Raw genomic sequence first — 12,530 nt, 5'->3', positions numbered from 1 at the left:
GATGGCCGTTGTCATGACCTTGCCCGCCGTGCGCCAGGCTTCCCGTGCGGAACTGGGCGACCGCCTGTTTGTGGTCGGCGGCAAACTGCTCTGGCTGTGCTTGCTGGGCGTCGCCGTGTTGCTGCCGTTGCTGGCGATCTTCTGGCGTGGTTTCAGCAGCGAAGCGGGGCAGGGCGGCGGTCTGGTCGCGGCTAAAGCACTGATCAGCAGCGCCAACTTCCACTGGTTGCTCGGCAACAGTCTGAAAGTTTCCCTCAGCGTCGCGGCCATCGTCGTACCGCTGGCCTACCTGTTTGCCTACGCCCTGCAACGCACGCTGATTCCCGCCAAGGCGATCTGGCGCGGCCTGTCCCTGCTGCCGTTGATGGCACCGTCGATGCTGCCGGGGATTGCGCTGGTTTATCTATTCGGCAACCAGGGTATGTTGCGCGGCTTGCTCTCGGAGAATATCTACGGCTTCTGGGGCATCGTTCTGGGTGAAGTGATCTACACCTTCCCACACGCCTTGATGATCCTGCTGTCGGCGCTGTCCCTGGCGGATGCGCGCCTGTTCGACGCGGCCTCCAGCATGGGGGCGAGCCCGGCCCGGGCGTTTCGCAGCATCACCTGGCCGGCCACGCGCCAGGCGGTATTCGCGGCATTCTGTCTGGTGTTTACCTTGACCATCACCGACTTCGGCGTGCCCGTGGTGGTCGGCGGCGATTATCAGGTGCTGGCGCTGGAGGCGTACAAGGCGGTGGTCGGCCAGCAACAGTTCGGTCGCGGCGCGTTGATCGGCATGGTGTTGCTGTTGCCGGCGCTGTTCAGCTTCGGCGTGGATGCGTGGTTGCGCCGCCGTCATGGCGACTCCATGAGCGGCCGCGCCCAAGTGTTCCAACCGCTGCCATCGCGTTCAAGGGACGGCTGCTACCTGGCCATCGTCCTACTGATCTGCGCCGTTTTGCTGCTGGTGTTCGGCATGGCGGTGTACTCCTCGCTGGTGAAATTCTGGCCGTACAACCTGTCGCTGTCGCTGAACCACTACCAGTTCGAAGACACTGCCGGCGGCGGCTGGCTGGCCTATCGCAACAGCCTGACCCTGGCCTTGTGCACCGCGTTGATCGGCAGCGTGCTGATCTTCACCGGCGCCTACCTGATGGAAAAGACCAAGGGCCAGAAGGGCCTCAACCTCGCGCTGCGCCTGCTCAGCTTTGTGCCGATGGCCGTGCCGGGGTTGGTGCTGGGTCTGGGCTACGTGTTCTTTTTCAACCTCAACAGCAACCCGCTGCATGTGTTCTACGGAACCATGACCCTGCTGGTGGTGTGCACCATTGCGCATTATTTGACCACCGCGCAGATGACCGCCACCACGGCGTTGCGCCAGCTGGACGCCGAGTTCGAAGCCGCCGCGCTGTCCCTCAAGGCGCCGCTGTATCGCCATTACCTGAAAGTCACCGTGCCGATCTGCCTGCCGGCGCTGCTGGACATCGTGCGCTACCTGTTTGTATCGGCGATGACCACCGTATCCGCCGCGATTTTCCTCTACAGCCCCGACACCATCCTCGCCGCCGTCGCCGTGTTGAACATGGACGATGCCGGCAACGTGGGCGGCGCGGCGGCCATGTCGACCTTGATCCTGTTCACCTCGGCCGGCGTCTCGCTGTTGCTGGCGTGGGCCTCACGCGGCGCGTTGCGTCGCTCCCAAGCCTGGCGCCAGAGCGCGCCGGGCCAATAATCCCGATAGGAGGTGTTCCATGTTCAAACCCCTGGCGCTGGTCGCTGCCGTACTGTCTGCATTCAGCCTGAATGCCTTCGCCAAGACCGACCTTACGGTGTACACGGCCCTCGAAGCCGAGCAGTTGAAGACCTATAAGCAAGCCTTCGAAAAGGCCAACCCGGACATCGAAATCAAGTGGGTGCGCGACTCCACCGGCATCATCACCGCCAAGCTGCTGGCCGAGAAAGACCGCCCGCAAGCCGACGCGGTCTGGGGCCTGGCCGCGTCGAGCCTGGCGATCCTCGATCAGCAAGGCATGCTGGATAACTACGCCCCCAAGGACCTGGACAAAATCGGCAAAAACTACCGTGACCCTGCCAACCCCCCGGCCTGGGTCGGCATGGACGTGTGGGCCGCGACCATCTGCTTCAATACCGTTGAAGCCGAAAAGCAGGGCCTAAGCAAGCCGGTGAGCTGGCAAGACCTGACCAAGCCTGAGTACAAGGGCAAGATCGTGATGCCCAACCCGGCCTCGTCCGGCACCGGTTTCCTGGATGTGAGCGCGTGGTTGCAGACCTATGGCGAGAAGCAGGGCTGGCAGTACATGGACGACCTGCACCAGAACATCGGCCAGTACGTTCACTCGGGCTCCAAGCCGTGCAAGCTGGCGGCGTCTGGTGAATTCCCGATCGGGATTTCCTTTGAATACCCGGCCGTGCAGTTGAAGCGCCAGGGCGCGCCGCTGGACATCATCCTGCCGAAAGAAGGCCTGGGTTGGGACATTGAAGCGACGGCCGTGATGAAGGGCACGGCCCACGCCGACGCGGCGAAAAAACTCGCCGACTTTTCCGCCAGCCCGGCGGCGATGGCGCTGTACAAGGACAACTTCGCCGTGCTCGCCCAGCCGGGGATTGCCAAGCCGCAGACCGAATTGCCGGCCGATTATGAGCAGCGGCTGATCAAGAACGACTTTGCCTGGGCGTCGAAGAACCGCGACAGCATCCTCACCGAATGGCGCAAGCGCTATGACGGGAAGTCGGAGAAGGTCGCCGGTCAGTAATTTTTTCGTTAGGGCTGCTGGCCTCTTCGCGAGCAAGCCCGCTCCCACATTTTGATTTGTGAACACATTCAAATGTGGGAGCGGGCTTGCTCGCGAAGGCGGTCTTGAATTCAGGACATCATTCCATGACACACCCCACCGACCTTTTAATTGTCGGCGCCGGCATCCTCGGCCTGTCCCACGCCTATGCCGCCGCCAAACGCGGCCTCAAGGTCAAGGTCTTCGAACGCAGCGCCACGCCCCTGGGCGCCTCGGTACGCAACTTCGGCCAGGCCCTGGTCACCGGCCAGCCGCCAGGCACGATGCTCGACCTGGCGCGGCAAAGCCGTGACATCTGGGGCCACTGGGCCCAGGCCGCCGGCCTGCAGCTCAAGCGCAACGGCGCCTACCTGTTCGCCCGCAACGAAGCCGAAGAGCATCTGCTCGAAGCCTTCTGCGCCGGCCGCGCCAAGGAACACGGCTACCACGTCGAATTGCTGCAAGGCGCAGCGATGAAGGATTTGTATGGCGGCCAGTTCCGCCATCACCGTGCCGCGTTGCACGGCAAGGACGACCAGCAACTGTATTCGCGCGAAGCGCTCCCGGCGTTGATCAACTACCTTCGCGACGAATTGAACGTGGAGTTTCATTTCTCCACCCTGGTACGCGATGTGGAACCAGGCCTGCTGCACAGTACGGCGGGCAGTTTTCGCGGCGAGCAGATCATCGTCTGCTCCGGTCACGATTACCAAACCCTGCTGGCCGACGCGATGGCCGAACTCAACCCAAGTATCTGTCGCCTGCAAATGCTGCGCGCACGGCCAGCGGTCAATCTCAACCTGCAACACGCCTTGCTCACCGGCCTCAGTTGCGTGCACTACGGCGCCTTCGCTGACCTGCCCGAGGCGGCGACGGTGCGGGCGCAGATCCTGCGCGATGTGCCGCACCTGCACGAGCACGGCATCCACCTGCTGATCAGCCCGACACCCTATGGCGAGCTGATCATCGGCGACTCCCATGCCTACGGCAGCGATGCCTCGCCGTTCAACGCCGAGCAGGTCGACGACTGGATGATCGAACTGGCCGAGCAGACCCTGGGTTGTAGGCTCCAGGTGCTGGAGCGCTGGCAGGGCGTATACGGGGCACGGGGGCCGGGGCCGTTCTCGTTCCTGCGGGCGGCACCGGGGGTGAGTGCAGCGTTGATGCACACCGGCGTGGGCATGAGCGTCGGGCCGGCGCTGGCCGAGCGCAATATCAGCGCGTTGTGGGGGAGTGTGTGATGAGCCCGGAACAGGCGATTGCCGAGGTCTTTGGCCTGTACGAGCGACACGGCGCGGCGGATTACATCGGCGAGCCGGTGTCGCAGATCGAGCACATGTCCCAGGCCGCGCAGCTTGCCATGTTGGAAGGGTTTGACGATGAAGTGGTGCTGGCGGCGTTTTTCCACGACATCGGGCATCTGTGCGGCCAAGGCGGCGCGGACATGGGCGGCTACGGCGTGGTCAGCCACGAACGGCTGGGCGCGGATTACCTGCGCCGCGCCGGGTTCAGCGAACGCTTGGCCAGGCTCGTGGAATATCACGTGCAAGCCAAGCGCTACCTGACGTTCAACCAACCGGGCTACTACGCCCGATTGAGCGCAGCCAGCCGTCGCACCCTGGGCTATCAGGGCGGGATGATGACCGCCGAAGAAGCCCAGGCCTTTGAGCAGGACCCGCTCTGCGCGGTCAGCCTGCGCATGCGTCATTGGGACGAGCAGGCCAAGCAGATGCATGTGCCGCTGCTCGACCTTGAGGTGCTCAAGGCCAAGGCGCGGCAGGTGTTGGCGGCTTAGGTTTCGTCGAGGCGCTGGGCGAGTGCTTCGACCTGCTCCTGGCGTTCGGCCTGGCTGAGTTTGGCGTGGGGGTTGAGCGACGACCATTGCGGATGGGCGCGAGCTTTGTGCAGCGCGTCCGGCAATTTGCCCTCGCGCCAGCTTTTGTCCTGGGGCGTATCGACCTTGATGCTGTGCATCGCCGCATGCCCACGCAGGTTCAGGGCCTTGAGCAACTGACGTTGGCGCAGCGCGAGCAGGCGCAGCACGCTGTCGTCCACGGTCAGTTCGCGTTGGCCTTTGATCTTGCCCAGCAGCCGGCTGCCGTAGCTGCGCGCGGTTTGCAGCGCACCACCGGCAATCGCCCCGGCCAGGGCGGCGGCGCCGAGGGTCAGGCCGCCGACCAGCAGATCCACACCCGCCCCGGCGGCGGCCCCGGCGGCGATCCCGCCACCGACGCGCACCCCGAGTTGCTTGAGGGTTTCCGGGTTGAACAGGTCATCGCCCCAGCGCCCGTCAAGCAGCGGCAAATCGCTGGCGGCGGCGTCTTGCGGGCGAAAGCCGAACAGTTTGAGCAGCGCTTCCACGCATTTCTGTTCGCGCTGGCGCACGGCCTTGCGCAGCTCGTTGATGGCGTGCGGCTCATCTTCGGTGACCACGCTGCGACGGCACGCGGCACAGTCGATCAGCAGCTCGGCGATCAACCGCGCCGCGCTTTGCTGACGGGCCTGGCGCTGGGCCTGCTGGTCAAGAATCAGGCGCTCCAACTGCGGCCGGGCGTTTTCCAGCAATAGGGCGAGGCTTTCGTACAGGCGGCGCTCGCCGTCTTCCGGTGGTGCGACGCTGTCGAACCGCACCAGTGCATGCAGGCCCAGGCGGGCCAGGGCTTCACGCCAGTCCGGTTCGCGGTGGTCGCTGCTGCTGACAAAGTTGAGCACCGGCAGTAACGGCTTGCCGCAACTGGCCAGCACTTGCAGCTCGTCGCGGTACTTGGCCAGCACCGGCTCGCGGGCGTCGATCACATACAGGCCGGCGTCCGAGGCCAGCAGTTGGCGCAGCACCTTGGCTTCCTGTTCGAAACGCTGGCGCGCTTCGCTGCCTTCGAGGAACCGCGCCAGCCGGGCCGGGCCGTCGAGGCGTTCACCCGGTCGGTCCAGGCGCTCCAGGTAGTCGAGCAGGGCGATGGCGTCTTCCAGGCCGGGGGTGTCGTACAACTCCAGCAGGGCTTCGCCGTCCACCGACAAGCGCGCACCTTCGACATGCCGTGTGGTGCTGGGGCGGTGGGAGACTTCGCCGAAGCCCACGTCGCGGGTCAGAGTGCGCAGCAGCGAGGTTTTGCCGACATTGGTGTGGCCGACCACGGCGAGTTTCAGCGGTTTAGTCATGACCGGTCTCCAGCCAGTTCAGCGGCGCGCAGTCGGCGAAGGGCAGCTCAAGCTGTTGCAGCGCGCTGTGCCAGTCGCCCAGGCGTTCGGCGTCCAGCGCCTGGCCGGGCGGTGCTTGCAGCAGCCACACACGGGTGGCGGCGGCGCTACGGGCGAGTTCGGCGATCAGCGCGAGGCTGCCGCGATCCGGCGAACGTCGTGGGTCGCAGGCGATGGCCAGGCGGGCGGGCGGGAAGCGCGTGAGTTGTTCCAGCAGTTTGTGGCGCGATTCGCGGCTGTCGAGGATGCCGGCATCGTTGACGTTGGCAGGCAGCTTGGGCGGCCATGGATGCTGGTCGTCCAGTTCGATGGCCACCAGCAGGGCGCCGTCGCTGTGCAGGTCGCTGACGCCGCCGCTGACAGGGGGCAGCTGCTCCGGTGCGGCGTCGTTGACGCCGAGGCGTTCGCTGCTTGGCATCAGGCGTTCACGCAGCTGGCTGTAGCCCGGCAGGTTGAGGTCCAGGCGCAGGGCGGCGCGCCCGCGTTGCCAGCGCCACAGGCAGAGCAGGGCGAGGAGCAGACGCGGCAGCAGGCCGTAGACCAGCAGCACGCCTACCAACCAAGCGGCCCAGGCCTGGCGGGCGCGTTCGATGTTCAGCGCGGAATCGCCGCTGGCGCGGATCATCTCGACGGTTGGTACGTTGAAGCCCAGCAGCGCGGGCAGGCTGCCCAACGTTTGGGTTGCGGCGACGAAGGTGTCGGCGCTGAGGATGGTGGTTTCCCACACGAAGCCGTAGCGGCGGGTGGCGAGCAGCGTCAGCAGGATCGCCAGGGCGCTGAGCATGGCCAGCAGCCACAGGCCATTGACCAGCACGCCGACGGCCCAGCGATTGAGTTTCTGGCGTTGCAGCAACAGCAACAACGCCGGTGCCAATTGTGCGGCCTTGGCGTCGCGAGCGAGTTTTTCGCTGAGCCACAACCATAGCCGCCCCAGGCTGGCGCCGTGTTCGCCGGCAAACAGCAGGCCCAAGGCCCAACTGATCAGCAGGATCAGATTCAAACCGAGCAGGCTGCCCAAGGCCCAGAACACATTCACCGGGGCCAGGCCGTTGCCCAGCGCGGCGAAGGCCAGGCCGGCGCCGCTGATCAGCGCGACGATGGCCAGCAGCACCAGCGCCAGGCGCGCACCTTGCAGCCAGCGGGTGAGGGCGGCGCTCAGGCCATCGCGCTCGGCCAGGTGCAGGGCGCGGCGCTGGATACGCATCGGCAAATCGCCACCGGCCGCGCGGGCCAGGCGGTTGGCTTCCTGGTCGTCCAGGGGCCCCGCGTGTTCTTCGCGCAGGCGCACGGTTTCTGTCAGCCAGAGTTTTTGCAGCGGGGTCAGTGCAGTCACGCGCCGTCCTGTTGTGTTTGTGAGCCTGGAGCATAACCCCTGACTCGGGGCTCTGGTATTCTCGTCGCCATGAAAAAAACTCTCCCTTTAAGCCTGATCGCAGCCCTCGGTGAAAACCGCGTGATCGGCGTCGACAACAGCATGCCCTGGCATTTGCCGGGGGATTTCAAATATTTCAAGGCCACCACGCTCGGCAAGCCGATCATCATGGGGCGCAAGACCTGGGATTCCCTGGGCCGACCGTTGCCGGGGCGCTTGAACCTTGTGGTCAGCCGTCAGACCGATCTGGTGCTGGAAGGTGCCGAGGTTTTTCCGTCGCTGGACGCTGCGGTTGAGCGCGCCGAAGCGTGGGCGCTGGAGCAGGGCGTGGATGAGCTGATGCTGATCGGCGGTGCGCAGTTGTATGCGCAGGGGCTGGAGCAGGCCGATCGCCTGTATTTGACGCGGGTGGCATTGAGCCCGCAGGGGGATGCGTGGTTTCCGGAGTTTGATTTGAACCAGTGGAAGCTGGTTTCCAACCAAGAAAATCCGGCTGAAGGCGACAAGCCTGCCTACAACTTCGAAGTCTGGAAAAAAGCCTGACAGCCCGTAGTGAGCGGGCTTGCCCGCGCTGGGCGGCGAAGCCGCCCCAACAGGTACGCCGCGGTGTTTCAGGAAAAACGCGGTGTCTGGTTTTGGGGCGGCTTCGCCGCCCAGCGCGGGTGCAAGCCCGCTCACTACAAGTTTAGGCTTGGGCTAGTTCGGCGTGCTCATCGGCATCCAATACGGCGTTATCCGTCTGCCCCATGATCTGGCTGGTAATCGCCCCGGCCGTCATCGAGCCGTTCACGTTCAACGCCGTGCGGCCCATGTCGATCAGCGGCTCCACGGAAATCAGCAACGCCACCAATGACACCGGCAAGCCCATCGCCGGCAGCACGATCAGCGCGGCAAACGTCGCGCCGCCGCCCACACCCGCCACACCGGCCGAACTCAGGGTCACAATCGCCACCAGCGTCGCGATCCACAGCGGGTCGAGCGGGTTGATGCCCACGGTCGGCGCCACCATCACCGCCAACATCGCCGGGTAAAGACCCGCGCAACCATTCTGGCCGATGGTCGCGCCAAACGAGGCGGCGAAACCGGCGATGGAGTGCGGGATGCCCAGGCGACGGGTCTGCGCCTCGATGCTCAGCGGGATCGCCGCCGCGCTGGAGCGGCTGGTGAAGGCAAACGTCAGCACCGGCCAGACCTTGCGGAAAAAGCGCAGCGGGTTGATCCCGGCCAGGGACAGCAGCAGGCCGTGCACCACGAACATCAGGCCCAGGGCCAGGTACGACACCACCACGAAACTGCCGAGCTTGATGATGTCTTGCAAGTTGGAACCGGCGACCACCTTGGTCATCAGCGCCAATACGCCGTACGGCGTCAATTTCATCACCAGGCGCACCAGGCGCATCACCCAGGCTTGCAGGGTGTCGATGGCGTTGAGCACTTTCTGGCCTTTTTCCACGTCATCCTTGAGCAGTTGCAGCGCGGCAACCCCCAGGAACGCGGCGAAAATCACCACGCTGATGATCGACGTCGGCTTGGCCCGCGCCAGGTCGGCGAACGGGTTCGACGGCACGAACGACAGCAGCAACTGCGGGATATTCAGGTCGGCGACCTTGCCCGCGTAATCACTCTGGATCACCTGCAGGCGCGCCATTTCCTGGGTACCGGCCACCAGGCCTTCGGCGGTGAGGCCGAACAGGTTGGTCAGGCCGATACCGATCAACGCCGCGATCGCGGTGGTGAACAACAGCGTGCCGATGGTCAGGAAGCTGATCTTGCCCAGGGACGCGGCGTTGTGTAAACGCGCCACGGCGCTGAGGATCGAAGCAAATACCAGCGGGATCACGATCATTTGCAGCAATTGCACATAACCGTTGCCGATCAGGTCGAACCAGCCGATAGAAGCCTTGAGCACCGGGTTGCCGGCGCCATAAATGCTATGCAGTGCCACACCGAACGCCACGCCCAGGGCCAGGGCGAACAACACCTTTTTGGCCAGGCTCCAGTTTGTGCGGCGGGTTTGTGCCAGGCCCAGTAACAGGACCACGAACACCAGTAAGTTGAGAATCAGAGGCAGATTCATTGAAGCTCCGTCAGAGGCTGCCAATCGCGTGAGCCTGCGATTGCGAACCGGAAATCCTAACAGCTTGAAATATATTGATTTAATACCGATATCGAATGGTGACTGTCGCTTTTGGAATAAGCCTTTGACGCTCAGGTATATGGCGTTGGCGGAATCAGGACGCAAGCGGTCGTGCTCGGGCGCTAACTGTCACAGGGATTTGTTAGCGTCGATGTCTTTCACTCAGGGAGAAAACGCATATGAAGCTCGCTTCGAGAATGTTTGCCGCCGCGCTGTGCCTGGGCCTTGCTGGCCACGCCATGGCCGCCACCGAGTTGAAACACTGGCCGGCCCCGGCCGCCGAGCAACTGAACAAAATGATCGCCGCCAACGCCAACAAGGGCAATTTCGCGGTGTTCGACATGGACAACACCAGCTACCGCTACGACCTCGAAGAGTCCCTGTTGCCCTACATGGAAAACAAGGGCCTGATCACCCGCGACAGCCTTGATCCGTCGCTCAAGCTTATGCCGTTCAAAGACACTGCCGACCATAAGGAAAGTCTGTTCAGTTACTACTATCGCCTCTGCGAAGTGGACGACATGGTCTGCTACCCGTGGGTCGCCCAGGTGTTTTCGGGGTTCACCCTCAAGGAGCTCAAGGTCCAGGTCGACGAACTGATGGCCTCCGGCAAGCCGGTGCCTGTCAGCTATTTCGAAGGCGACGTGGTGAAAAAATCCGAAGTGCAGCCGCCGAAAGTCTTCACCGGCCAGCAGGAGCTGTACAACAAGCTGATGGAAAACGGCATCGACGTGTATGTGATGACCGCTGCCTCGGAAGAACTGGTGCGCATGGTCGCCGCCGATCCGAAGTACGGCTACAACGTCAAACCCGAGAACGTCATCGGCGTGACCACCCTGCTCAAGGACCGCAAGACCGGCGAGTTGACCACCGCACGCAAACAGATCAGCGCCGGCAAATATGACGAGAAAGCCAACCTCGGCCTCGAACTCACCCCTTATCTGTGGACCCCGGCCACCTGGATGGCCGGTAAACACGCGGCGATCCTGACCTACATCGACGAGTGGAAAAAACCGGTGCTGGTGGGCGGCGACACGCCAACGAGCGATGGCTACATGCTGTTCCACGATGTGGACGTGGCCAAGGGCGGTGTGCATTTGTGGATCAACCGCAAGGACAAATACATGACCCAGCTCAACGGCATGATGGCCAAGCACGCGGCGGCGCAGGCCAAGGAAGGGCTGGCGGTGACGGCGGACAAGAATTGGGTGATTGTGAAGCCTGACGACATTCAGTGACACCGAGTCGCCCTTATCGCAGGCAAGCCAGCTGCCACATTTTGACCGTGTGAACCCGGTCAAGTGTGGGAGCTGGCTTGCCTGCGATGGCTCCCTGAAGAACGCCACAACACCCACAGTAAAAAATAGATTTCAATTGCGAACCAATCTCATCCTCTGCTAGCGTGCGCACCTCCTGAACCCCTCGTTCATCTCAAGGTAGTGCCGTGCTCTCCTGGAATTCGCAGATCGCGCGCCTGTTCGCGGAGCAGAAGAAAGCCCTCGAAGCCTTCGTCACCCGCCGCACCGGCAGCGCTCAGGTAGCCGCCGACCTGACCCAGGAATCGTTCCTGCGCCTGGCCCGGTTGGACTCCGGCGAGAAGATCGACAACCTCCCGGCCTTCCTCTTCACCATCGCCAGTAACCTGGTGCGCGATCACCAGCGCCAGGCTATTCGCCGTGAGCGCCTGGACGCCGGCGAGCCCAGCGAAGAACTGCCGTGCAGCAACCCCGGCGCCGATGAACAATTGGCCGCCTACCAGCAGGAGCAACTGATGCAGGACGCGATCCTGGCGTTGCCCGAGGCGACTCGGCAGATCTTCCTGCTCTATCATGTCGACGAACTTTCCTACCGCCAGATTGGCGAACGCCTGTCGATCACCCCGCGCAGCGTGGAATACCAATTGCGTCGCGCCTTGATTGAATGCCGCGCCTACATCAAGACGCGGCTTGCCTGCGATGCACAAGGACGTCGGACATGACTGCGTTACCCACTGCCGACGAGCTGTTTGAACAAGCGTCCGGCTGGTATTTCCGCCTACAGGCCGAGGACGTGACGCCGGCTGAAATGGACGCCTTCGCCGCCTGGCTCGGCCAGGGCAATGCCCAGGATGAAGCCTGGCAGGAAGTGCAGGCGATGCTCGGCGGTTTGCGTGAACCGGCACGGTTGATCCGCCGCGCCGAGCAGGCCGCGTGGCGCAAACCCGCGCGGCGCTGGGCTTATGCCGCTGCCGTGCTGCTGGCGGTTGGGCTGACCGTGCAGAACACGCCCTGGCTCGACCGCCTGCGCGCGGACTACGCCACCAGCACCGGCGAATCGCGCACCGTCGAATTGGCCGATGGCTCTCAGTTGCAACTCAACACCGACAGCGCGATTCAAGTGCGCATGAGCGGCGGCGAGCGTCAGATTCGTCTGCTGCGTGGCGAAGGTTTTTTCAGCGTGACCAAGGACCCGGCGCGGCCGTTCGTGGTGCAGTCCGGTGAGGGCTGGGTCAAGGTGGTCGGCACCCAGTTCAGCGTGGCGCGGCGCGATGCGCAGACGCGGGTGCAGGTGGCCCAGGGCAAGGTGCAGGTCAGTGCGGGCATGGGCGAGCCGGTCTACCTGGAGCCGGGACGGGCGGTGGAATATCAGGACCAGCGCCTCGCCGACGTGCACGCTTTCGATCCCGCCAGCGGTTTTGCCTGGCGCCAGCGCCAACTGGTGTTCCGCCAACAGCCGCTGTCGGAAGTGGTCAACGAGTTGAACCGTTACTGGCCCGGCAAGACCTTGGTGCTTGGTGACGCGTTGCGCAATCGCGTGGTCTCCGGCGTGTTTGAGATCGACAAACCCGATGCCGTAATCAAGGCGCTGGAATACACCCTCAACCTGCATGCCGAGCACTACACCCCGTATTTGCTGGTGTTGCGCGAAGGCAAAGCCTCTTAGCTGCAACTTTTGCAAAATATTTTCAGGGTTTCCCCGCAAGCCATCGTCCTTGATCACTGAGGCGTAAATAGTAAGCACTCTCAAGTAGTGCGGCGCCGATCACCGACTTTTTTGCACCGGGGAGCAC

Annotated in this window: 11 protein-coding genes; 8 read left to right on the top strand and 3 right to left on the bottom strand. The window is 63.6% G+C overall.

Annotated elements, in window-relative coordinates:
* The first annotated feature begins 1 nt into the window (after position 1).
* The 4 genes from AC3ISR_RS26795 (at position 2) to AC3ISR_RS26780 (ending at position 4,569) form a co-directional block, all read left to right on the top strand.
* Entirely contained in the window at positions 2–1,714 is a 1,713-nt protein-coding gene (locus AC3ISR_RS26795; RefSeq protein ID WP_463983647.1) for a putative 2-aminoethylphosphonate ABC transporter permease subunit, read from the top strand.
* 19 nt (positions 1,715–1,733) lie between these two features.
* Complete coding sequence (locus AC3ISR_RS26790; protein WP_192297869.1) at positions 1,734–2,756, top strand: putative 2-aminoethylphosphonate ABC transporter substrate-binding protein; 1,023 nt, start codon at positions 1,734–1,736, stop codon at positions 2,754–2,756.
* A 125-nt stretch (positions 2,757–2,881) separates the two neighbouring features.
* Entirely contained in the window at positions 2,882–4,015 is a 1,134-nt protein-coding gene (locus AC3ISR_RS26785; RefSeq protein ID WP_463983646.1) for a TIGR03364 family FAD-dependent oxidoreductase, read from the top strand.
* Entirely contained in the window at positions 4,015–4,569 is a 555-nt protein-coding gene (locus AC3ISR_RS26780) for a phosphonate degradation HD-domain oxygenase (protein ID WP_226454581.1), read from the top strand. Before AC3ISR_RS26785 ends, AC3ISR_RS26780 begins: the two co-directional genes overlap by 1 nt.
* Here the strand turns inward: AC3ISR_RS26780 and AC3ISR_RS26775 are convergent.
* Both AC3ISR_RS26775 and AC3ISR_RS26770 read right to left on the bottom strand, forming a co-directional pair.
* Entirely contained in the window at positions 4,566–5,933 is a 1,368-nt protein-coding gene (locus AC3ISR_RS26775) for a DUF3482 domain-containing protein (RefSeq protein WP_226454580.1), read from the bottom strand. The two genes, AC3ISR_RS26780 and AC3ISR_RS26775, sit on opposite strands and share 4 nt — an antisense overlap.
* Positions 5,926–7,305: a DUF2868 domain-containing protein gene (locus AC3ISR_RS26770; RefSeq protein ID WP_463983645.1), complete on the bottom strand. Its 1,380-nt coding sequence runs from the start codon at positions 7,303–7,305 to the stop codon at positions 5,926–5,928. Before AC3ISR_RS26770 ends, AC3ISR_RS26775 begins: the two co-directional genes overlap by 8 nt.
* 69 nt (positions 7,306–7,374) lie before the next feature.
* Between AC3ISR_RS26770 and AC3ISR_RS26765 the strand changes: the two genes are divergently transcribed.
* On the top strand, positions 7,375–7,887 hold the full coding sequence (locus AC3ISR_RS26765) for a dihydrofolate reductase (protein ID WP_192297864.1): 513 nt from the start codon (positions 7,375–7,377) through the stop codon (positions 7,885–7,887).
* Positions 7,888–8,029: 142 nt separating this feature from the next.
* Here AC3ISR_RS26765 and AC3ISR_RS26760 read toward each other — a convergent pair whose 3' ends face one another.
* Positions 8,030–9,421: an L-cystine transporter gene (locus AC3ISR_RS26760; protein ID WP_192297863.1), complete on the bottom strand. Its 1,392-nt coding sequence runs from the start codon at positions 9,419–9,421 to the stop codon at positions 8,030–8,032.
* Positions 9,422–9,660: 239 nt separating this feature from the next.
* Here AC3ISR_RS26760 and AC3ISR_RS26755 point away from each other — a divergent pair, with 239 nt between their 5' ends.
* The 3 genes from AC3ISR_RS26755 to AC3ISR_RS26745 all read left to right on the top strand — a co-directional run bounded on the left by AC3ISR_RS26755 (position 9,661) and on the right by AC3ISR_RS26745 (position 12,403).
* The gene (locus AC3ISR_RS26755) at positions 9,661–10,719 is read left to right on the top strand and encodes an HAD family hydrolase (protein ID WP_370694873.1); all 1,059 of its coding nucleotides are present in this window, start codon (positions 9,661–9,663) and stop codon (positions 10,717–10,719) included.
* Between the two features lie 206 nt (positions 10,720–10,925).
* Positions 10,926–11,459, top strand: coding sequence for an RNA polymerase sigma factor (locus AC3ISR_RS26750; protein WP_192297862.1), 534 nt, complete (start codon positions 10,926–10,928; stop codon positions 11,457–11,459).
* On the top strand, positions 11,456–12,403 hold the full coding sequence (locus tag AC3ISR_RS26745) for a FecR family protein (protein WP_463983644.1): 948 nt from the start codon (positions 11,456–11,458) through the stop codon (positions 12,401–12,403). Before AC3ISR_RS26750 ends, AC3ISR_RS26745 begins: the two co-directional genes overlap by 4 nt.
* Positions 12,404–12,530: the final 127 nt, after the last annotated feature.

It is taken from the genome of Pseudomonas sp. GL_117 (assembly GCF_057835125.1).
The sequence above is the reverse complement of the archived record's forward strand: the minus strand, read 5'-3'. Positions and strand labels throughout refer to the sequence as shown.

What these genes read in the sequence shown, in the direction of transcription:
- AC3ISR_RS26765 (WP_192297864.1), top strand. Translation starts at nt 7,375, where the DNA reads ATGAAAAAAACTCTCCCTTTAAGCCTGATCGCAGCCCTCGGTGAAAAC.
- AC3ISR_RS26755 (WP_370694873.1), top strand. Translation starts at nt 9,661, where the DNA reads ATGAAGCTCGCTTCGAGAATGTTTGCCGCCGCGCTGTGCCTGGGCCTT.
- AC3ISR_RS26790 (WP_192297869.1), top strand. Translation starts at nt 1,734, where the DNA reads ATGTTCAAACCCCTGGCGCTGGTCGCTGCCGTACTGTCTGCATTCAGC.
- AC3ISR_RS26780 (WP_226454581.1), top strand. Translation starts at nt 4,015, where the DNA reads ATGAGCCCGGAACAGGCGATTGCCGAGGTCTTTGGCCTGTACGAGCGA.
- AC3ISR_RS26760 (WP_192297863.1), bottom strand. Translation starts at nt 9,421, where the DNA reads ATGAATCTGCCTCTGATTCTCAACTTACTGGTGTTCGTGGTCCTGTTA.
- AC3ISR_RS26795 (WP_463983647.1), top strand. Translation starts at nt 2, where the DNA reads ATGGCCGTTGTCATGACCTTGCCCGCCGTGCGCCAGGCTTCCCGTGCG.
- AC3ISR_RS26745 (WP_463983644.1), top strand. Translation starts at nt 11,456, where the DNA reads ATGACTGCGTTACCCACTGCCGACGAGCTGTTTGAACAAGCGTCCGGC.
- AC3ISR_RS26775 (WP_226454580.1), bottom strand. Translation starts at nt 5,933, where the DNA reads ATGACTAAACCGCTGAAACTCGCCGTGGTCGGCCACACCAATGTCGGC.
- AC3ISR_RS26785 (WP_463983646.1), top strand. Translation starts at nt 2,882, where the DNA reads ATGACACACCCCACCGACCTTTTAATTGTCGGCGCCGGCATCCTCGGC.